The organism is Streptococcus entericus DSM 14446 (genome assembly GCF_000380025.1).
Taxonomy (GTDB): Bacteria; Bacillota; Bacilli; order Lactobacillales; family Streptococcaceae; genus Streptococcus; species Streptococcus entericus.
Genome location: NZ_KB904164.1, coordinates 1 through 18,085, shown reverse-complemented (window position 1 = coordinate 18,085; position 18,085 = coordinate 1). Strand labels below are relative to the sequence as shown.

Here is an 18,085-nt window from a genome sequence, read left to right as displayed (position 1 = left end):
AATACAGTAGAATANAGAATACAGTAGAATACAGTAGAATACAGTAGAATACAGTAGAATACAGTAGAATACAGTAGAATACAGTAGAATATTTACTAACTATTCTAAGTTATAATAGTTTATTTATCAAACAAATATTTTTGTAATCAAGATTGAATAATAAAAATTAGAAGTGAGTATATTTTGGGAATAGATAACAATAGTGATAACATTGTATTGTGAGGTATCTTATGTTTAGTAAGTTAAGTGATCATGACTTTAAAAAAGGGGTCTTTAGAACTAAATTCAGTCAAATAGTAACTCCATTAGATAAAGAATCTGATTGGACACATTCAAAAGGTCCAGAATATCTTTGGATTGGATTAGCTCTGCAATACGGAAGCCGAACAGAGCAAATGGAAAGAATGATGTTAGCTCTGACTAATTTATCTAAAGAATTAGATTTAGAAAAAATCTTGCCTTTACCTGCAATGAGTTTAATACTTAATTTAGATATTGAAGAGAAGAAAATTCTTGTTGAATCATTAAATTCAGCTTTCGACTTATCAATATTTTCTCCACTTTCAATAGTCTTGCCTGAAGGTGAAGAAGTTCTGAGTAAAAATTTTCACAGCAGGAATCACTCTTTTGATCAAAGACTAGATATACTTGTTAAAGTATTGAATGAAATATCTGACCAACATAGTCAATTATCAACGGATGTAAGATATTTTTTACTGTATTACAAGATGCTACAGGGGAAAATTAAATTTGTAGAATCGCAGTCACATATGGCAGACGGATTAACTAGATACCCTTATTTAGATATATCGGATCCAAAAATGAGGATTATTCGCCCTCAGATTCGATCAATGGAGGTGGCTTTATCGATGTCTGAAAACATAAATTATCCTTATAGTAAAAGATTTTGGAATAATATTAGTCAACTAACTGATTGTGAGGTATATTCAATTGTTATGGATAGAAGTAATGCTATAGATTTGAATGAGATAAAAGGTACAGTATATTCAGCATTAAAATATTACAGAGACATGCTTCAAAATATAGAGCCTTTTAACGAGAAGCTTTATGTTTTAACTAGTATCCTAACCTATTCTTATAAGCGGTTACTAGAGTTGATGAATCATGATTTGCAATATACGATTTCAGGGCGTTCTATAGTAAGGTCATGCATTGAGAACTATGTTATGACAAAATATTTAATTGCTGAGGAAGCAAACCATAAAAACATTTGGGAGGAATACCAATATTATGGTATTGGTGGTTATAAATTAGTTTCCGAACGCTTTATAGAGAATCAACCAGAGTTAACAAATCCTCATATTAATTTTGAATATTTAAATTTGCTAGTGTCGGAATTTCAAAATAAAGAATTTATAGATATGGACACTAGATATTTTGGAAATGGCAATATAAGACAAAAATTTAAGCAAGTAGGGGAAGACGATTTATATAAATTTTACTATGATTATGATTCTCAATTTGAACATGGACTTTGGGGAGCCATTAGAGAGAGTTCTGTTTTGAAATGTACATCAGCTGGGCATCAATTTCATGGAATTCCTGATATAGATGATGTACAGGAATTACCTGACATTAGTCATGACATGGTAATGATATTAACAAAGCATTTATCTGTCATTAACGAAGTATTTCCTATTCCAAGTGAGCGAAGAGATGGTGATAGATTATGCTAGATAAACTTAGGAAATCACAAAATGAGTATTTAGAGTTACTGAGGAGAGTTAGAGGCGACTTAGACTTAGGAGATGTAGCTTATCATTTAGATAAAATTAGAATTTTTTGGTTTAGAAAACAAAAATTACTAGAAGTGTGTAGTCAACACCTTTTTAATAACTTGGATACATATTTTTACACTGCAGTATCAAAATTTAACGTTGATAACTTAGATAAGAACATTCTTTTTGCATTGGGAAGTTATCAAATATTTGATGATCCAATACTATCCTACTTGGAGGTGGTAGAAAAAAGTAATGCATTGCATGATATGAAAGATTACATCACAAAATTAAAAGAAAGGATTATAGAGTGCATTGATGATTTGATAGTTTTATTAGAAAAAGGAATTCCAAATTTTTACGTATTACCGCTAAGATTTTCTAGTTCAATTATCAACAAAGAAAAAATTGATATCATGCCATTTATTGAAAACTTCTTCATAGAAGGTATTGATTTTAAAAATTTACACCAGTATGAGGATATAGATACTGTAGTCGTGCATGAATATTTATCACGGATATTACTTTTTGATTATGATGATCCTACAGAAACAATAAAAGACCGTCTGAAAAAATATCGACTTGAGTATTCAGATATGTTTCCTAAAAATATGAATGATGCAGAACTTTTACGATTTATAATCTACGGATATTTCAGTCAAGCTATGGATGTTTTTCTGACTTCTTACACTTTCAACGCTTTCCCGTTTTTTTCTAGCTTAACTACTTATTTAAATTATAATGTTCTTTTGTTAAATATCGTGCATTATTCTAAAGAAGAAAATTTAGAGCATTTCTTAAAAATGTCAAAATTGACTTTACCAATTTGGTTTGAATACGATAAAAAAGGAGTTGAGCTAAGTATTTCTGAAATACGTGAAAGAGCAAAAAATTTAAACTTTTCAGATCGTATAAGAGAGATTTATAATGCTCTCGATGATTTCAACACCCAAGAGCAGTTGATTACTGAGATTGAAAATTGTGTACATTTATTAATAAAGTAAATTGTGAAGATAGAGATTGTCAGTAATGTTGTTTCTCAATAACATAAGCTCCGAAAACTAAATTTTTGGTAATCTAATGGTAATCCATTGTTTGTAGGATTAGGCTATAAGTGTTTAAATTTAATGAAACTTACTTTTGAAAGCTTGATTTGATAAGCTTTTATAGATATTTGACTTCGGTCACCCAAAACCAGGTCTTAAGAAAGCTCGTAAAGCTAGCCAGTTCTCTAAACGTTAAGAACCAGCTACAATACAGCGTTTATCAACACTTCATGGTTCCCACCATGGGGTGTTTTTTGGTGCATTTTTCCAAGAATTGCCACCAAAATTGCCACCAAATTCCCACCATTTAATTTTATAGGTGTCGGTAGGCAATCTCGCCAACTGCCATTGGAATGACATTTGAAGTGTTGACGTAAGTCTTGGTGGTGATAGTATCACTATGAGTTAGAGCCTCTGAAATAGCTTCTAAGCTCATTCCTGCTTGTTTGGCAAGTGTAGCTCCTGTGTGACGTAATTTATGAGGTGTGGCGTGTGTGAGGTTTGGATGGCGTTTCTTGACAGACTTCATCTTATTGTTGAGATAATCAGAGTGCAGGGGACTATTCACATTGCCTTTAGTATCAATATAGGTAAACACATATTGTTCGGCGGATTGGATAATTCCGAATTTAGCCAGTTCTGATTTCTGCTGCTTTTTCCACGCTTGCAGTAAGCTAGTCAGTTCATCAGGAATTGAAAAAGTTGTCTTTTTGTTTCCCTTGGTTGATTTGACATTCTTGTATTTATCTAAGGCTTGCACTAATTGGATAGACTGTTGCTTTAGGTCAATATGTTTCCATTGTAAAGCGTAGCTCTCCGATTTTCTGTCTCCTAAGAAGAAGGTGGTGTAGAATAGGACATAGTCCTTAAAATGGATTTTTCCAGCTTCTAAATCCTCTTCAAAGGCGGTAAACCATGCTTGAAGTTCAGCTTGCGAGAGGTATAAATCCTCATCTTTTTTAGCTTCATCAAGTTTGATTTTCTTGGTTGCTTTGATACGCTTAATCGTTTTAGAAATACAGTTTGTTTCAATGTATTCTAACTCTTCAGCCCAATCGAAGATTGAGTTGACATAACTTCTGATAACCTTGAAATTTGCGTATTCTTCTGCTTTTTGAGTTAGTAGATTGAGAACCACTTGCTTATTTTGATTAAGGAAATCAATGGAGTAGTTTCCTAACAGAGGGAGGATATGCTTTCTAAATGCAATTTCTGTTCCGTCAATAGTAGCTTGTGAGGGCGGTTTTGTAGTGGAAGTGGTTTGCCCTGCTTTGTAGGATTCCCACCAAATGTTTTTATAAAAATCTGAAAAGAGGATTGAAGCAGTTCTATCTAATTCAGGGACAGTTCCACCACTTAAAATTTTATCAATCTTGTTCTGTAATTCGAGTTCGTACTTTTTGGCATCACTCCTTAACTTGAAACGTTTTTCAATCACTTTTTTATCAATGCCAAGAGAAGACTTTACTTCTTCAGGGATATAGATACGCAAGCGATAGGTTCCGTTGCTTGTTTTTGTAATAGACATAGTATTCTCCTTGTGAATTGAGCGAAAAATACCGTGGCTCTATTATAGCTGAACCACGGTAAAAATGCTACTGATTGTGTAGCCAGCGATGGAGTTCGGTCTTATCAAATCGGACTGTTTTTCCCACTCGGATAATTGGCAACCCTTTTTGAATCCAAGAATCCAGTGTATTGTTTGAGATGCCTAGATAGGTACAGGCTTGTTGCTTATTCAAAAACGGACTTTCAAGATTACTATTTGTTAATCGGTTTTCAATTTCTTGTTTAATCAGCTCGGCAATCAATAGTTGAATTTGATGAATTTGTTCAGCTGGTAGAATAACTTGCATAAAATACTCCTATTTGTGTTAAAATAGAAGTAGTGAGGATATCTTCACTACTCTTTAGGTCTGTCAGTTGCTCCGCTAAAAGTGTCTGACAGGCTTTTTACGTTATCATAAAACTCAGTGGTATATTCTTTAATACCGTTGGGAGTTGAATGTTTTGTGGTTCGTGTAAAATTTGGTGGACTATTGACCTTATAAGTTGAGATTATTTCCTCTTTTGTTGTAGTTAATTCTATAGTTTTTTCGATACCTCTACTTGTACGATATATACGAATTCCTTTAGGATACATATAAAGGCGTGCTCCTTTTACGACTGATTTATTTTCGGAGTTTTCATCCCCGAGTTGTAAATTTGAGAGATAAGCGATGAGGTAATTTCCAACCTTATCTGCCTTACGCAATCTTTTTGTCTTGGTGAATCCTTTACTCCATAGTTTAGCCATGTCTTCGTTTGGAATTAACAATGTTGAATCATTTTTCAAAAGAACATGTAGATGCCACCTACCAGATGCTTGTGGCTCTATTACTGCTATGTACTCAACATTTCCGAAACTAGCTCGAAGTTTTCTGATAAACGCCTTAAAGTCTTTGTAAACCGTTGATGGCGAAGTTACGTGTTCCCTATAAGTTAATGTAACCCAAAGTTGATTACTTCCTCCAGTAAAATTATGAGCAACTAATCTTCTAAGTTTTTTCATTGTCTGCTTAGTGGATTTTAAATTGTCAAGTCGCGTCTGATTTGATGTATCCATATCAAAGATTTCTCCTGTTTGTAGGTTTACATATCTTCTGCCTTCAATTACTTTGATTTTCTGTTCCTGAAGACCATTTGCTGTAGTCATCTCAACTGTATCACCGTAAATATATGCCTTAACAATTCGTTCTGAGTCAATTTGTGTCAAAATTTTTCTCCAAGTGCTATTGTTTGACGCTTATCAAGTTAAGGCGTCAAATTAACGATGATTAAATTTAGATTTATTCCATGATTTATTGACAACAGGTTCCCTAAGATGATTAAGCTGATTGTGTCGGCACGGTCGAACTTTGTTCGACCGCACCGCCCCAACCAGTCTAAGTTATCTTAGCCTACTGTCAACAACTTTCACGGCATAAAAATTTAATCATCTGGCAGTGGTCTTTTTAACATGTTAAGAATCGCCCTGTGAACATTGTTGAAATCTCTAACATGTCTGACTTTGATTTTTTGGATAGGCTGACCATCCCATTGTAACCAACCGTAGCCAGCAGGAAGACTCTTTTCAAGTGTTTGTCCGTCTTCTAAGTCAAACATCGATTTTGCTACAGAGGATTTTAGATGTCCTAGGTTTAGGAAGCCAGAAAATTGTGCACGTGCATCGCCCCCAAGTACTTCGGCCATCAGAACTTGCGTACTAATCAGTAAGCGGATATTTAAAGAGCGTCCTTGGAATAGGAGTAACCGAAGTTTTTTCTTATAGCTATCTTTAGTTTTCTTATCTTCAAACTCTTCGAACATTGATACTAGTTCATCAATGTAGACAATTAGGTACACTCGTTTGCGGTGTGGATTCGCTTTTCGCTTCTGGAATTCATCAAATGCAGCATCGATTACTTTGTGTGCATCAGAGCCCAAAAAAGTATTAGGAGACGTATTTGCAAACAGAAAATCGTCTCCTTTAGGGTCTCCTATCATAAGGCAGGTGTGCTTGGTTTGCAATGCTAGGCATGCTAGGATAAGTTTACAAGTTCCGGTTTTATAACTTCCTGTCCCTCCTAATACATTGAAATGGTAGTGGGTAAGTAGGTTCCAACCGACATACCCACCACCTTGTTTTAGGAAGGGCTGATAAACAGCCTTATCCACTAGAACACCTCGTCATCTTCATCGAAGTCCCTTGGCTGTGAAACCTCTTGTTGTCTAGCTAGTTGATTAAATTTAGCACGTTCAGCATGATTTAACTGAGCAACTATGCACCAACCTATACCGTTGAGGTTTTGACAAGTTACAGTATCAATTGCAAACTCCTGAGTGTACCTAGCAACAACACCAGCCAGATATCTCTCTACATCGGATAATTGTTTGCCAGAAATCTGCTTTGATACGGGGCAATAAATATACCAACCGTTGTACCAGATATTACTTGTCAACTTCAAGTTATTATGGTCTGTGAAGTTGTAAATCAGCTCGTTCAAAATGCTGTTGAGAGCAGTGCCGTGGCGTTCTCTTTTAAGGTTAGCATTCTGTCTTTCAACGAGTAGACTGATTCCTTTTTTTGACAAACGGTTTAGTTTTCGGAATTGCTTCTGGCTTTCAGTGAATGCTAGTCGTAAGATGGACTCGTTTGTGTGATAGCCGACTTTACCATTAGACAAGTTTATTTTGTTATCGAGCCATAGAATGGCAAAATTCGAAGCAACAACGGTGGAGTAGATTAAAAGAGAAGCCATTAGAAGTCGAAGAATAACTAAAATCATACTTTTCCTCCCATTATAATTCTTTGAACTCAGTAACCTCAACGACGGTGGCTGTTAAACTGAGTTGGTTACGATACTCCCCATAAACAACCGCTTTTTCAATGTCGATCACCTCACAAGGGGTTATCATTGGTTGAAAAGTGGCGTAATCTTCCATAGAAGCAAATGGCACTTTGACCAGTAGCTGTTGTCCCAAATTGTTTTTTTCGTCAGGGTACTCACTGTTGTCTCTGTAGATAATAAGCGAAACCTTTACTCCTTTTTCGATTTCAGAACCATTGTCGTTCTTTTCAATCCAGTGCGATGCAGAAATAAAGCGCAGTTCTTTGTGAGAAAGGAATAGCAGAGCGTTGAACTCTGTAAATTTTGATAAATGTTTTAATGCCATATAGATTATCCTCCTTTTGGCAGATTTTGGTCAGATATCTGACAAGCGATTATGAGCAAGTGCTCGGTTTTATATCATGAGCTGGATAATTGATTTTTCATATTAACAAAATCCTCCTTTCTATATATCAGGAGAAAAAAAGCTAGGAATGCGAAGTTCCTAGCTTTACTCTTTTAAAAAATATTTTTATCACTAAGTTTTTCTAGTAGTTTAGCTAAGGTACTTTCGTATCTCGCTTTTGCAGTATGACCGCTAACACCAAAATCTCTGCCAAGTTGCCGAAAAGATTTTTTGTATAGAGCCTTCCCAAGCAATATTCCGAATTGGATATCGGATAATTCTGATAGTGCTTGATAGAGTTCTAAATTTGTCTCCTTTTGAACCAAAAGTTCTTCAGGATTCAAAGTTGGTGAGGCTAGTTGTTCTAGCACGCTATCTTGGCTATCTTCACAGAGAAGATAATCTAAAGACAATCCACCATATTTTCTTTCTTTCCTCTCAAGGTTCTCTTCTTCTTGGCTGAGCAAGTGTAGGATTTTATTCCAATCATCTTGCTCCAGTGCTTTACGAATAGCTGTTTCACGGCGTTGTTTTACTTTATCCATGAAAAACTCCTTTTCTAGCACCCAGTAATATGTTTAAATTGGGTACAGTACCTATATGTCAACATCGGCGAAAAAGCGTAATAATTCAGAGGTTAAGAAAAGAGAGATGGGCGGTAAAAAAGCAACATCTCTCTTTAGTTTTGGATATTATAGAAGTTTTTATGATTCGGAGGTAAAACTTGAATTTGAGTATAGAAAAACAATACCTCTTGTCGTTTTTGAATTTTATCGGAGATTTTTATACTTTGGGTCTAAAGTCTGGATTAACTCCTCAAAAAGCAATATCTCTTGTCAATTTTGAATATCATAGGAGTTTTTATAACTTGGAAGTAAAACTTGAATTTGAATATCGAAGAGCAATATTCCTTGTCAATTTTGAATTTCATTGTAGATTGCTATGTTTTAGGTCTAAAGTTTGAATTTGAGCACAAAAAAAAACAACCTGAACTTGGTTCAGGTTGTTGAGTGTTTATTCCATGGTTGATAGCAGTAGTTTTAAAGCACTTAGGAGCTTTTCTTGCTTCGCAGTGGGTAGTTCATGGATATCTTCTATTATGTCATTTAGAATTGGGTTGGAGCTTTCAATTGTAAAATTAAAGAATTGAGCTGGAGATATTTCAAGTGCAGCCATTATCTTCTCAAGAGATTCAATTTTAATATTGGCTGGTTTATTTTCAATAGTAGAAATGTAGTTCATGCCTAAATCGCTGAGCTCGCTCAGCTTTTCTTGTGTTAAACCTTTTTGTTTTCTTAAAAATCTAATTCGCTTAGAAATATGATGTTGTAAAAAATTATCCATAAGATACCTCTTACCTAATCATACAAGTTTTTTTCAATCCTTTTTATGCTCCAAATGATTAAAAATAAAAAAATCCACTTTACAACGTTGGTTTTTAGTGTTAAAATCATTTTATAAAATATAAAATGGGGAATTATATGAAAAAACATAGAAAATTTATATCAGGCGTAGCTGTTCTATCAACAATATCAGTTGGTTCTACCACTCATGCCGAGGAGTTGCAAACAACTCCAGCGACAACTGACCTCTCTACTGTTGATGTGATTGGAAAACCAGCTCCAGCACAAGAAACTACTGCTCAGGAAGCTCCTAAAACTGCTGAGGCTCTTAAACCTCAAGTAGATGAAGCTCAAGCTAAAGTAGAAACTGCTCAAGCGGACGTTGCATCAGCACAAAACGCTGTAGACGCACAAAATGCTGTTGTAGAAAGTGCAGAAAAAGCACTTGACACAGCTAAAGCGGATGAAGCAACGGCTGAAACGGCTGTTAAGCAAGCAGAAGAGCTTACCAAACAAGCTACACCAGAAAACATTGCTAAAGCTGAAACAGCTGTAACTAACGCTGAACAAACCGCAGCTACTGCTGAAGCAGGTGTTGTAACAGCTAAAGAAAATGCTGACAAGGCTACTACTGCTTTGTCTGAACAAGAAGCGGTTGCTACTAAGGCTAATACAGCTTTGGAAACTGCTCAAGCAGAAGTTGACAAAGCTACCCGAGTGGTATCTGATGCCGAAGTTGCTCTTGACCCTCGTGCTAAAGGACAAGCAGAAAATGGTGTTGCTGAATTAACTCGTTTGGTTGACCAAGACACTAAAGCAGTCGAAACAGCAAAAGCAACCCTACAAGATGCAGAAAAAGCACAAGCTAACGTTGACGCTCTGGTTAAAGAACGTACTAAGGCGGTTACTCAAGCAGAAAAAGAGGTTGCTGACGCTAACTCTGCTTTGTCAAACCAGCAAGTAGCTATGAACAAGCTAGTAACTGAGCGTGGAGCTGCCCAAACGGCTTTAGACCAAGCTAAAAAGGGTACTGAAGTCAAAACTACCATTACTGAGTACGAAGAAGTTAAGACAGGTGGTACAGTTAAAGTGGCAGATGGTGTTGTAGCACCTCAATTTACGTCTGAGTATATCGAACTTATGCGTAAAGTAAATCGAGGGGAAATGTCTTTTGACGAGTTCGCTCAAATTTTCAAAGATGTAAATAAAGATATTGCTACACTTCCTAGAAAATATGTGTTAGGCGGAACATCTAACTTCCCTACTGATACCTTTGGTCGACACATGGTGCAGGTTTTGCCTATCAATGATACTGACACCACTCGGTATAACGTAGATACCTTGCCTAAAGAGGTTTTAGTTGATACTTTAATGTACGCTACTGCTGTACTTAACGATATCCGTTCTCAAGTTGGTGCTGAACCTTTGGTTGTGACGCAAGACTCTATTGATAACGCCATTAATATTGTCAACAACTACTTAAAGAGTCGTCCTCAAAACCTCACCCGTACTGGTTGGGGGAATACTGCGAGAGGCACTGACTCTTATGAACGAGGCATTGACGAAGCTAGTCTTCGTTCTGTAATCCCTACTGACTCTAAAGTCTTAGTACGTGAGGCTAGTATTACAGGGGTTAAGAGTGATTACTCTACTCAAGACTTTACCTCAATTACTCGCCCTCAGTTAAAATACCGTGTATTAGCTGAGATTTTCAAAGGGCTTGAGAAGTATGCTCTGAATGAGTACACCAGTTCATCTACAACAAACAAAATGAATTACGCTGTCCAACAGTTCTTCGGCATTGGGGACACCTCTAAAAAAGCGTTCGGTTTAGACGTTCTTCGTTTCGCATCTGGCACGCCAGCCCGTGACGAGTGGGGTACTTTCTTCTTCACCTTTACTGAACCTAAAGGAGAAGAACTCAACAACCCTTACCAAACCGTAACAGGAGCCACCGTAACTCGCAAACCTGTCACAAAAGAGGTTGTAAAAACCGTAGTTGACCCTAAAGCGGTTGAAGAGGCTCAAAAACGTCTTGACTCAGCAACTTCTGCTGTAACACAAGGCACGGGTATCCTCAACCAACTCCGCACGGATGTTACAGTTGCTGAAAAAGCTCTTAACGAAGCTAAAACAGCTCTCAACGCAGTTAAGAGCGACCCAACTGGACTTAACACGGCTCGTAAAACACTTGCAGATGCTGAAGCTAAACTTTCTTACGATAAAGCACGTTTAGCTAAAGCACAAGAGATTTTGGCTAAGTTCCAAGGCGACCAAGCAGAAAAAGAACAGGCTCTCGTTAACGCTAAAGCAGAACTCGCTAAGGCACAAGAGGCTCTCTACAAGGTTCGTGCTGAACAACGCCCTGCTCTTGTTAAACTTGCTCGTCTGACAACAGACAAAAACAACGCTCTTAAAGCAGTTGAAACTGCTGAACAGGCTCTCACTACTGCTAACTCAGACCTTGCTACTGCAAAAGCTCAACTAGAAGCCCTCAAGTCTGCTACTGCAAACTTTGAACAGGCTAAGAAAGTTCTTGAAACAGCAGTTGCTGTCCGTGAAGCTAAATCAGCTATCGTAGACGCTGAAAAAGCTAAACTTCCTAAACTTCTTGAAACGCTCAATGGAGCTAAGGGTATCCTCGCTGAGGCATTGACGGTGTACACTCCGCTCAAAGCTGAGTACGACCGTCTCCGTGAGATTGAAGAACTGTCTAAAACTCACGATGTGACTGTAATGCCTAACGGTACTGTAGTTGCTATTCCTAAAGTAACTCGTACAGAAGATGGAAAAGTTAACTTTGATATTGCTCAAGAAACTCATCAATTAAATGACAATAAACCGACTTATTCTCGCGTAACAAGAAATAATTCTTTACCAAATACAGGAGAAAACAGCTCCTTGTTTGGTTTCATAGGTCTAAGCCTATTGGCTGGTCTAGGGTATACTGGTAAACGCAGAAAAACAAGATAGTCAAAAAATCTTCTTACCATACGAGGTAGGAAGATTTTTGGATTTCTCAACAGAGTTAAAAAGACTTCGCTAGTTGAACCAAGTTTAGGAATGAATATGGTATAATAGTCTTGTAGAAAAGTGAAGACGGTGGCTCCTGATTCTGAAAGTGAGGTGATGCCTATGGGCAATTCATCAAAATCTGACGGAAAGGAGGAGCCAATTCTTTGACAGCTTTTGAAGTTGTACAGACGATTTTGGGTTTTGGTATGTTTATCATTTCTCTGATTGGATTGTGCTATAAAATCTTCAAAGACGACAAAAAGAAATAGCCCGTCCCCACTTTGACCGGTAGGACGAGCTAAATCGAAACACTGGGTCACCGTCTTAAACGGTTCTACTGGGGTAGTTGTTAGAGCAACTACCCTTTTCTATTATATTGTAACATTTTATTTTTTATCTGTAAAATCGAATGGTGTGAACTTTTAGTATTTTATCGCTCAATTCGTGTATTTTAGGGGTAAAATTCACACCATTCAGATGAAATTAGTTGAAATTGGATGAAATAACGCTTTCAGAAAATCGTGGAAATGACTGATATTAAAGGATTTTCAAATTTGTTCAAACAAAAATCTTTCAAACCAGGTCTTAAGAAAGCCCGCAAGGCATCACAATTCTCAAAACGTTAATCAAAACCTTATTATACCAACGTTTACAGCTACTTTTTGGTGTCAGTTGGTGTTAATTATATTGATAAGTCGTTTAAGAGACTTAAAGCATCGGCATCTTGCTGATGCTTTTTTTCTGGCATTAATTCAAGATAATATTGCTGAGTTGTCAAAATTGAATTGTGTCCCAAACGTCTTGAAATATAATTCAGACTAATATCTTTTGAAAATAGAAAAGAAGCGTGGGTATCACGTAAGCCGTGAAATGTTGTCTTAGTTAGGTCAAGTTGTTTCAGTAAGCGTTGAAGTTGCCCAGCTTGTCTAAATCCATTCCAATCAAAAACGTAATCTGTTTTAGTATTAGCTAGATTTACTAGTATTTGATAAATGTCTTTATTGATAGAAATATCACGCTTAGAGTGTTTGGTTTTTAGTTGTGTATCGTCATTAGTTGGGCTGATAGAGCGCCTAACTTTGATACCGTACTCAAAAATATCTTCTTTTTTGAGACCAAGTAGTTCGCCACGTCTAGCACCAGTTTCAAGGGCTAGAGCTACTAATACATTAAATTCATCTTCTTCTGCATGATTTAAGCAATACTGCCTTAATTTTTTAAATTCTGTAACAGATAGGGGAATATTCCGTTTTGGTAGCTCTTTCCCTTTTGATTTTAAGAGATGACCAAAGTCATTTGTAATTAAACCACGAGCATAAGCATATTTTAATGAACCTCGTATCTTTAAAACTAGCTCTTTTACAGTCTTCTTTGAGTGAGATTCAGAATATTTATCAATCTTTTTCTGCATGATAATATCATCAAGATGTTTGAGCTGAATCCCATCAAAAAGACTATCCACAACTACAAGAGTTCTCTTGTAATTGATGAAGGTTGCTTCACGGACATCATTTTTCTTTACCGTTTCTACCCAGTTATGGTAAAAATCTGTAAATAGTGTAGAACGTTCAGCAATGTTTTTCCCACGTCCTTTTTCAAGCTCCATTTCTAAAGTCCAAAGTTCAGCATCTTTTTTGTTGCTGAACGTTTTAGTTTCTCGCTTGTATTCCCCTTTTTTGTAAAGTGAAATAGTTGCACGGAAAGAATTTCCACGTTTTGTTATTGTTGCCATTTTATCAGCCTTTCTATATGAAAAATGATTGATAAAATAGACTAGTCACATATAGGATATATGAAAAATCTTATTTTATCAATCGTTATCCGTTAATCACAGTGATTTTCGATAAATTTTACAAGCTTAGATTTTAGGTATCGCTCCTGCTTCCCAACCATAAAACATTGAAAGTCTGGGTGATTTCTGATGTATTTGTCGAATGATTTAGGGTCGATTCCAAGTAGTTCAGAAGCTTGTTGTCTAGTTAGTAGAAGTGGTCGAGTGTTTTGAATCATCAGTTTGACTTCCTTTCTTTGTTTGATTTCGTTGTGGATTGCAACGCCGTGAATCAAGATACTTTGCAAAGAAGTAGGTACGTTCAATGATGAGTCCAAGAAGTGGTGTGTGATTAGCACGAGCATACCAAACCAATTCTTCAAACTCAGTGAAGTCATTCTGCTCAATAATATCCACGACTTCGTGCATGAACTCATCTGAGTTCATTTCTACAAGAAATTTATCAAGGTTGAAGCCACAACCCACCTCAATGTCATTCACATCATACTGGGTTTTGTCTTTATTTTCAGCGTGAGTGAAATAATCGAAGAGACCCTTAGGAGATTGGACAACCTCCACATGGGCAGGACCATTCAATTTATCCTTGATTAATTCAGAGACTTGCTTGTAGCTCTTGAGTGAATCAAAGAAGAATGCCCCGTGTTTGTGAGCTTTTTTCAGTTCTCCTGTTTGTCGATTGATGTCTTTGTCGTGCCAAGGGCTCAGAATGAAGGGGATGTGCAATTCTTCAAATACCTCAAGATAGTCAGTAGGGCAACTCTCTTTGTAGAACAGGAATGTCCACTTGCTTGAGCGCTGTTCTTTTGTCATATATTTACATGCCTTTCTAATTTTGATTACTGATTATTGGATAATTGGGGGGTCGTAGTAACCCCAATTATCTTGTTCAATGGAAAAGATGGAGCTATTTGGCTACTGCTAAACGCAAGCCATAGCCCCCTCTTTTACCGTTTTTTACCGACTAACCATAGGTTGTTGCGAACCCGATTAGGAGCAGAGAAGTAGTAATCAGCGTGTTGGCTAGATACTTCTTCTTTCAATTGGGAAGTCATATCTACCAAGATTTTTTGCCCCTGCTGGTCTCTTGGTACTTTGATGAAGACTTTGACTTCATCTTTTCGGATATCTACCACGCTCTTTTGGGCACAGCGATTAAAACTGCCATTGATTGGGTTATAGGTGGTAATCGTTTGGTTGTCAATGGTGGTGACCTTCTCCGACTTCTCTCGTTGTGTCAGGAAGTTACGGAGCTTGAAGGTGTGGTAGATAGATTTGAAATAGTTGAAGAGATTATCAAATCGAATACGATTCAAGACTTCAAGCGTAACGGATGCAAACAAAGTACCGAGTAAAAAACTCATAGCCATATAAGCGTAATAGCTTCCTATTGCTAGATAGCTATTGACCTGAGAGAGGTCAAGAGAGATAGGAAGTGTTAAGTCAAGAGTGCTTTCTAGAAAGCCTAATGACCATCCAAAGAAACCTGTTAAGAATGAGAACAGAATCAAGTAAATATTGAGGTTGTAAGTCCTCATGAAGAATGATTTTTTAGTCATCATAGTATCCCTTCCTTAGTGTAGTAAGTTGGACAAAGCAAAGGCAGTACCTGATAAGGATGCTCATTATCAATTACCTGAATCAAGCCCGTGCCATGTCCAATGGGAATGACGATGCCTTCGGGGTCGAGGTCAGGGAATAAGAATTGGGTTGTTTTCTTATTGATATTGCCAATCTGGATGAGAACATTGAGTTGCTCACGAACAGAAATTGGGATAGTTGTGTGGTCGAAACGCTGGCTAACAAGGAGTAAGTGAATCTTGGTAGCCCGTCCCAGTAGAGCAATTTGCGATAAGAGGGAGAAGAAAGACTCCTTGATAGTCTTGTTAACCCCTTCGGATAAGGCTAACACTTCGTCAATTACGATAGTCAGATGTGTGAACTTATGACGTGGATTGTTGTATAAAATGGTTTGCCGTTTTTGAATGAGGTCAAGGCATTGACTCAAATGCTCATTGACTTCTGAAACGAAGTCAGATTTAGAGCGATTTTCCACGGGGTGAATGACTGCAATTTTGTATTCACGTGCCCAACGGCTCGGTGAATCGAACTTAGGGTCGATGATAATAAGTTCACTCTGATTTTTGAGAACACTGAGCAGGTAGGTGAGAGTGTAGCTTTTTCCAGAACCTGAGTTTCCACTGATAGCTATATGGTTGATCTTATCAAGGTTGAGAGTAAAATTTTCCATAATTGGAATCTGATTCTTTGGCAGGTCGGCTGTGAACTTGTCAAGGTCAGGAATGACCAAGCGTTTTGAGATGCCTACCTTCCACGGAAAGTAGAGTCCACGCTGAACATGAATATCATCTGTCTTGAGTGGAACAAAGTAAGTTGCGTTCTGCTTCAAGAGCGTATAGTGGGGGTACAAGGATGCGTTGGCAATCAAGAAGATTTTGTTATAGAGTTCATCATCTAGGATATAGGCACAAGGAAGCCTAGGGATGAAGATGAAGCCATCCTCTTGAATGACGATATTGAAGCTATTAGTATAGCTCGTTTCTCCCTGTATCAAAGCCCCCAGACACATGTTCAGACTCTGTAGCAAGTAGGATTGCAGGGCGGTATCTGCTTTTGTTGTCATTATTTGACCTCCTTGATACAGGTGGCTCTGAAATATACATTGTATTGAACTTCAACAGCTTCAAAATTTTCAAATTCAACCAAGCTTAGAAACTCAGGAAGTTTGACCTTGTCTTCAAATTTAACTTGAAAGGGTTCGAGCCCCTCTTGGACAAAGCTTGCTTTGTAGGCGATAATTTCACCAGTCGGCTTTCCGTCCTCAAAGAGTTGTTGGGTTTCTAATTCAGTACTCAGGCTATAAATCGGTTTTGTAGGGTTCACATATGCCGTTGCAGTTGTGGCTGAGTAGCCACCTTTCTTGTGTTTTGTTTTAATTGCCATATTTTTTCCTCCATTTTGTCTTGGAATTTGTTAAGGTGATATGCTCAGTTTGAGTCGCGAGCTAGACTGTCTTAGCTAAGTACACCTCTATGATAATTGATTTAGCATTACCAGGATTTCAAGAATATTGAAAGTGTCGCACTTAAAGTTGTGCTACGAGTGCGACAAAATCAATTAACCATTCAACTATACTATCAGCAATTTGGTAAGAAGTTTCTTCCTTGGGGAAATCAGGAAAGAAATTGTATAAGGCGGTTGCCAAGGTTGAGAGGTTTTGTTGGATGCCCTTCTTTTTTTCTTGAAAGAGTTGTTTTGTAGAGCTGAATCCGTCAGTAAGAATTAGCTCTGTAAGTTGGATAATGAGTAACTCACAAAAGTGAAGATTAGGGAAAAAGACACTTTTTACATTGGGAAGACTTAGCGTTTCTTGCAGAGCATCCACAGTATCTAAGGAGATGTTTCGTTTGCCTTTTAGAATCTGACTGATAGCTGGAGCAGAAATCAACCTTACCTCATCATCAAAGTAGTAAGAAATTTCGTTCTGCGGAATTTCTTGTTCAACCAGCTGTTGTTTAAGAGCGTTTCCAAGTGATTCGCAGTAGAGGGTTCTGATTTTAGTTTTTAGCATGATATGTCCTTTCCAGTCCAAAGACGGAAAGAAACAAATGAGCTATTACAGTTACCGAGTGGATGCAAAAAGGCACATCAAAGAAACGGTGAAACAGTAATATGCAGAGTTAGCCTGTTAGTGACAACTCATCATAATGCTTCAGTCCGTCCTTTGGGTACACCTTGAGGACTATAGAATTTGAGATACGAATATCTCTACTATCATTATAGAACTAAAAAACATGGTATAATTAAGATAAAAATAATTTATATATCCTTAGAAAGTACCAGGTTTTTGAAATGGAATTTAAAATTAAAAAGAAATATTTACTTGATATTGCTTCTTTACGACTAGATTGCAAAGTGAGAGAAATTAATAGAGAACGTAAAGTTGTGTCTAATCGAGAATACTATTGGGAACATGGTATTAATAAAAAACAAAAACCAAAGTATAGCATGTTGTCGAATGAAGAAATCTATTCAAGTAACGCTCCTTTGATTGGACAAATCCGAAGTGGAAAAATAAATAAAAACATACTAAGATTAGTAGTGAGGAAATCTCCGACGGGAGAGAGTACTCACTACTTTTTTCATTCTCAAGATGATAAAGTAGAGGTGTCTTGTTAAGTCGTGGGGCTTTTTGACGCTAGACGTCGCAACAAAAACTGGCAAGACACCTGTTTTAGAAAGAATGTTATCAAAGTATGTGGGACGCTAGACGTCGAGTATTGAAAATGACATCTCTAAAACAAGGAATCATTCAAGACAAAGAGGTAGTATCATGCGTGCAGTTTTCGGGATTGATGTGAGTAAGGCAAGTTCAGA

Annotated in this window: 20 protein-coding genes; 5 read left to right on the top strand and 15 right to left on the bottom strand. The window is 37.1% G+C overall.

Going from position 1 to position 18,085, the window contains the following annotated elements:
• Positions 1-230 precede the first annotated feature (230 nt).
• Together A3GW_RS0104665 and A3GW_RS0104660 are read left to right on the top strand one after the other, a co-directional pair.
• On the top strand, positions 231-1,697 hold the full coding sequence (locus A3GW_RS0104665; protein WP_018368147.1) for a DUF5677 domain-containing protein: 1,467 nt from the start codon (positions 231-233) through the stop codon (positions 1,695-1,697).
• Entirely contained in the window at positions 1,691-2,743 is a 1,053-nt protein-coding gene (locus tag A3GW_RS0104660) for a hypothetical protein (RefSeq protein WP_018368146.1), read from the top strand. Before A3GW_RS0104665 ends, A3GW_RS0104660 begins: the two co-directional genes overlap by 7 nt.
• Before the next feature lie 355 nt (positions 2,744-3,098).
• Here A3GW_RS0104660 and A3GW_RS0104655 read toward each other — a convergent pair whose 3' ends face one another.
• The 8 genes from A3GW_RS0104655 to A3GW_RS0104620 form a co-directional block, all read right to left on the bottom strand.
• Positions 3,099-4,313 (bottom strand): site-specific integrase, encoded by a 1,215-nt coding sequence (locus A3GW_RS0104655; protein ID WP_018368145.1) that lies wholly within the window; start codon positions 4,311-4,313, stop codon positions 3,099-3,101.
• Positions 4,314-4,380: 67 nt separating this feature from the next.
• Positions 4,381-4,641 carry an excisionase family DNA-binding protein gene (locus A3GW_RS0104650; protein WP_018368144.1) on the bottom strand — a complete coding sequence of 87 codons (261 nt, stop codon included), beginning with the start codon at positions 4,639-4,641 and terminating at the stop codon, positions 4,381-4,383.
• A 47-nt stretch (positions 4,642-4,688) separates the two neighbouring features.
• A complete protein-coding gene (locus A3GW_RS0104645; RefSeq protein ID WP_018368143.1) occupies positions 4,689-5,540 on the bottom strand; it encodes a rolling circle replication-associated protein in 852 nt (283 codons plus the stop codon).
• A 215-nt stretch (positions 5,541-5,755) separates the two neighbouring features.
• The gene (locus A3GW_RS0104640; RefSeq protein ID WP_018368142.1) at positions 5,756-6,481 is read right to left on the bottom strand and encodes a type IV secretory system conjugative DNA transfer family protein; all 726 of its coding nucleotides are present in this window, start codon (positions 6,479-6,481) and stop codon (positions 5,756-5,758) included.
• Positions 6,481-7,092 carry a hypothetical protein gene (locus tag A3GW_RS0104635; RefSeq protein ID WP_018368141.1) on the bottom strand — a complete coding sequence of 204 codons (612 nt, stop codon included), beginning with the start codon at positions 7,090-7,092 and terminating at the stop codon, positions 6,481-6,483. Before A3GW_RS0104635 ends, A3GW_RS0104640 begins: the two co-directional genes overlap by 1 nt.
• Positions 7,093-7,105: 13 nt before the next feature.
• Positions 7,106-7,480 carry a hypothetical protein gene (locus tag A3GW_RS0104630; protein ID WP_018368140.1) on the bottom strand — a complete coding sequence of 125 codons (375 nt, stop codon included), beginning with the start codon at positions 7,478-7,480 and terminating at the stop codon, positions 7,106-7,108.
• Positions 7,481-7,653: 173 nt separating this feature from the next.
• A complete protein-coding gene (locus A3GW_RS0104625; protein ID WP_018368139.1) occupies positions 7,654-8,085 on the bottom strand; it encodes a sigma-70 RNA polymerase sigma factor region 4 domain-containing protein in 432 nt (143 codons plus the stop codon).
• A 469-nt stretch (positions 8,086-8,554) separates the two neighbouring features.
• Positions 8,555-8,884 carry a helix-turn-helix domain-containing protein gene (locus A3GW_RS0104620; protein ID WP_018368138.1) on the bottom strand — a complete coding sequence of 110 codons (330 nt, stop codon included), beginning with the start codon at positions 8,882-8,884 and terminating at the stop codon, positions 8,555-8,557.
• Positions 8,885-9,021: 137 nt separating this feature from the next.
• Here A3GW_RS0104620 and A3GW_RS11225 point away from each other — a divergent pair, with 137 nt between their 5' ends.
• A complete protein-coding gene (locus A3GW_RS11225) occupies positions 9,022-11,856 on the top strand; it encodes an LPXTG cell wall anchor domain-containing protein (protein ID WP_018368137.1) in 2,835 nt (944 codons plus the stop codon).
• Positions 11,857-12,062: 206 nt separating this feature from the next.
• Positions 12,063-12,167, top strand: coding sequence for a putative holin-like toxin (locus A3GW_RS11450; RefSeq protein ID WP_018368136.1), 105 nt, complete (start codon positions 12,063-12,065; stop codon positions 12,165-12,167).
• A gap of 413 nt (positions 12,168-12,580) precedes the next feature.
• Here A3GW_RS11450 and A3GW_RS0104605 read toward each other — a convergent pair whose 3' ends face one another.
• The 7 genes from A3GW_RS0104605 to A3GW_RS0104580 all read right to left on the bottom strand — a co-directional run bounded on the left by A3GW_RS0104605 (position 12,581) and on the right by A3GW_RS0104580 (position 17,279).
• Positions 12,581-13,630, bottom strand: coding sequence for a tyrosine-type recombinase/integrase (locus tag A3GW_RS0104605; protein WP_018368135.1), 1,050 nt, complete (start codon positions 13,628-13,630; stop codon positions 12,581-12,583).
• Between the two features lie 92 nt (positions 13,631-13,722).
• Positions 13,723-13,908, bottom strand: coding sequence for a helix-turn-helix domain-containing protein (locus tag A3GW_RS12030; RefSeq protein ID WP_000615732.1), 186 nt, complete (start codon positions 13,906-13,908; stop codon positions 13,723-13,725).
• The gene (locus A3GW_RS0104600; protein ID WP_018368134.1) at positions 13,874-14,500 is read right to left on the bottom strand and encodes a replication protein; all 627 of its coding nucleotides are present in this window, start codon (positions 14,498-14,500) and stop codon (positions 13,874-13,876) included. The genes A3GW_RS12030 and A3GW_RS0104600 overlap by 35 nt, the downstream gene beginning before the upstream one ends.
• A 134-nt stretch (positions 14,501-14,634) precedes the next feature.
• On the bottom strand, positions 14,635-15,246 hold the full coding sequence (locus A3GW_RS0104595; protein WP_025478782.1) for a hypothetical protein: 612 nt from the start codon (positions 15,244-15,246) through the stop codon (positions 14,635-14,637).
• Complete coding sequence (locus tag A3GW_RS0104590) at positions 15,246-16,331, bottom strand: AAA family ATPase (RefSeq protein ID WP_018368133.1); 1,086 nt, start codon at positions 16,329-16,331, stop codon at positions 15,246-15,248. The genes A3GW_RS0104595 and A3GW_RS0104590 overlap by 1 nt, the downstream gene beginning before the upstream one ends.
• A complete protein-coding gene (locus A3GW_RS0104585) occupies positions 16,331-16,651 on the bottom strand; it encodes a hypothetical protein (protein WP_002346640.1) in 321 nt (106 codons plus the stop codon). Before A3GW_RS0104585 ends, A3GW_RS0104590 begins: the two co-directional genes overlap by 1 nt.
• Before the next feature lie 142 nt (positions 16,652-16,793).
• On the bottom strand, positions 16,794-17,279 hold the full coding sequence (locus A3GW_RS0104580) for a helix-turn-helix domain-containing protein (RefSeq protein WP_002346639.1): 486 nt from the start codon (positions 17,277-17,279) through the stop codon (positions 16,794-16,796).
• Between the two features lie 281 nt (positions 17,280-17,560).
• Here A3GW_RS0104580 and A3GW_RS10815 point away from each other — a divergent pair, with 281 nt between their 5' ends.
• Complete coding sequence (locus A3GW_RS10815) at positions 17,561-17,887, top strand: hypothetical protein (RefSeq protein WP_018368132.1); 327 nt, start codon at positions 17,561-17,563, stop codon at positions 17,885-17,887.
• The last annotated feature ends 198 nt before the right edge of the window (positions 17,888-18,085 follow it).

What these genes read in the sequence shown, in the direction of transcription:
- A3GW_RS0104665 (WP_018368147.1), top strand. Translation starts at nt 231, where the DNA reads ATGTTTAGTAAGTTAAGTGATCATGACTTTAAAAAAGGGGTCTTTAGA.
- A3GW_RS0104660 (WP_018368146.1), top strand. Translation starts at nt 1,691, where the DNA reads ATGCTAGATAAACTTAGGAAATCACAAAATGAGTATTTAGAGTTACTG.
- A3GW_RS0104655 (WP_018368145.1), bottom strand. Translation starts at nt 4,313, where the DNA reads ATGTCTATTACAAAAACAAGCAACGGAACCTATCGCTTGCGTATCTAT.
- A3GW_RS0104650 (WP_018368144.1), bottom strand. Translation starts at nt 4,641, where the DNA reads ATGCAAGTTATTCTACCAGCTGAACAAATTCATCAAATTCAACTATTG.
- A3GW_RS0104635 (WP_018368141.1), bottom strand. Translation starts at nt 7,092, where the DNA reads ATGATTTTAGTTATTCTTCGACTTCTAATGGCTTCTCTTTTAATCTAC.
- A3GW_RS0104630 (WP_018368140.1), bottom strand. Translation starts at nt 7,480, where the DNA reads ATGGCATTAAAACATTTATCAAAATTTACAGAGTTCAACGCTCTGCTA.
- A3GW_RS0104625 (WP_018368139.1), bottom strand. Translation starts at nt 8,085, where the DNA reads ATGGATAAAGTAAAACAACGCCGTGAAACAGCTATTCGTAAAGCACTG.
- A3GW_RS0104620 (WP_018368138.1), bottom strand. Translation starts at nt 8,884, where the DNA reads ATGGATAATTTTTTACAACATCATATTTCTAAGCGAATTAGATTTTTA.
- A3GW_RS11225 (WP_018368137.1), top strand. Translation starts at nt 9,022, where the DNA reads ATGAAAAAACATAGAAAATTTATATCAGGCGTAGCTGTTCTATCAACA.
- A3GW_RS0104605 (WP_018368135.1), bottom strand. Translation starts at nt 13,630, where the DNA reads ATGGCAACAATAACAAAACGTGGAAATTCTTTCCGTGCAACTATTTCA.
- A3GW_RS12030 (WP_000615732.1), bottom strand. Translation starts at nt 13,908, where the DNA reads ATGATTCAAAACACTCGACCACTTCTACTAACTAGACAACAAGCTTCT.
- A3GW_RS0104600 (WP_018368134.1), bottom strand. Translation starts at nt 14,500, where the DNA reads ATGACAAAAGAACAGCGCTCAAGCAAGTGGACATTCCTGTTCTACAAA.
- A3GW_RS0104595 (WP_025478782.1), bottom strand. Translation starts at nt 15,246, where the DNA reads ATGACTAAAAAATCATTCTTCATGAGGACTTACAACCTCAATATTTAC.
- A3GW_RS0104590 (WP_018368133.1), bottom strand. Translation starts at nt 16,331, where the DNA reads ATGACAACAAAAGCAGATACCGCCCTGCAATCCTACTTGCTACAGAGT.
- A3GW_RS0104585 (WP_002346640.1), bottom strand. Translation starts at nt 16,651, where the DNA reads ATGGCAATTAAAACAAAACACAAGAAAGGTGGCTACTCAGCCACAACT.
- A3GW_RS0104580 (WP_002346639.1), bottom strand. Translation starts at nt 17,279, where the DNA reads ATGCTAAAAACTAAAATCAGAACCCTCTACTGCGAATCACTTGGAAAC.
- A3GW_RS10815 (WP_018368132.1), top strand. Translation starts at nt 17,561, where the DNA reads ATGGAATTTAAAATTAAAAAGAAATATTTACTTGATATTGCTTCTTTA.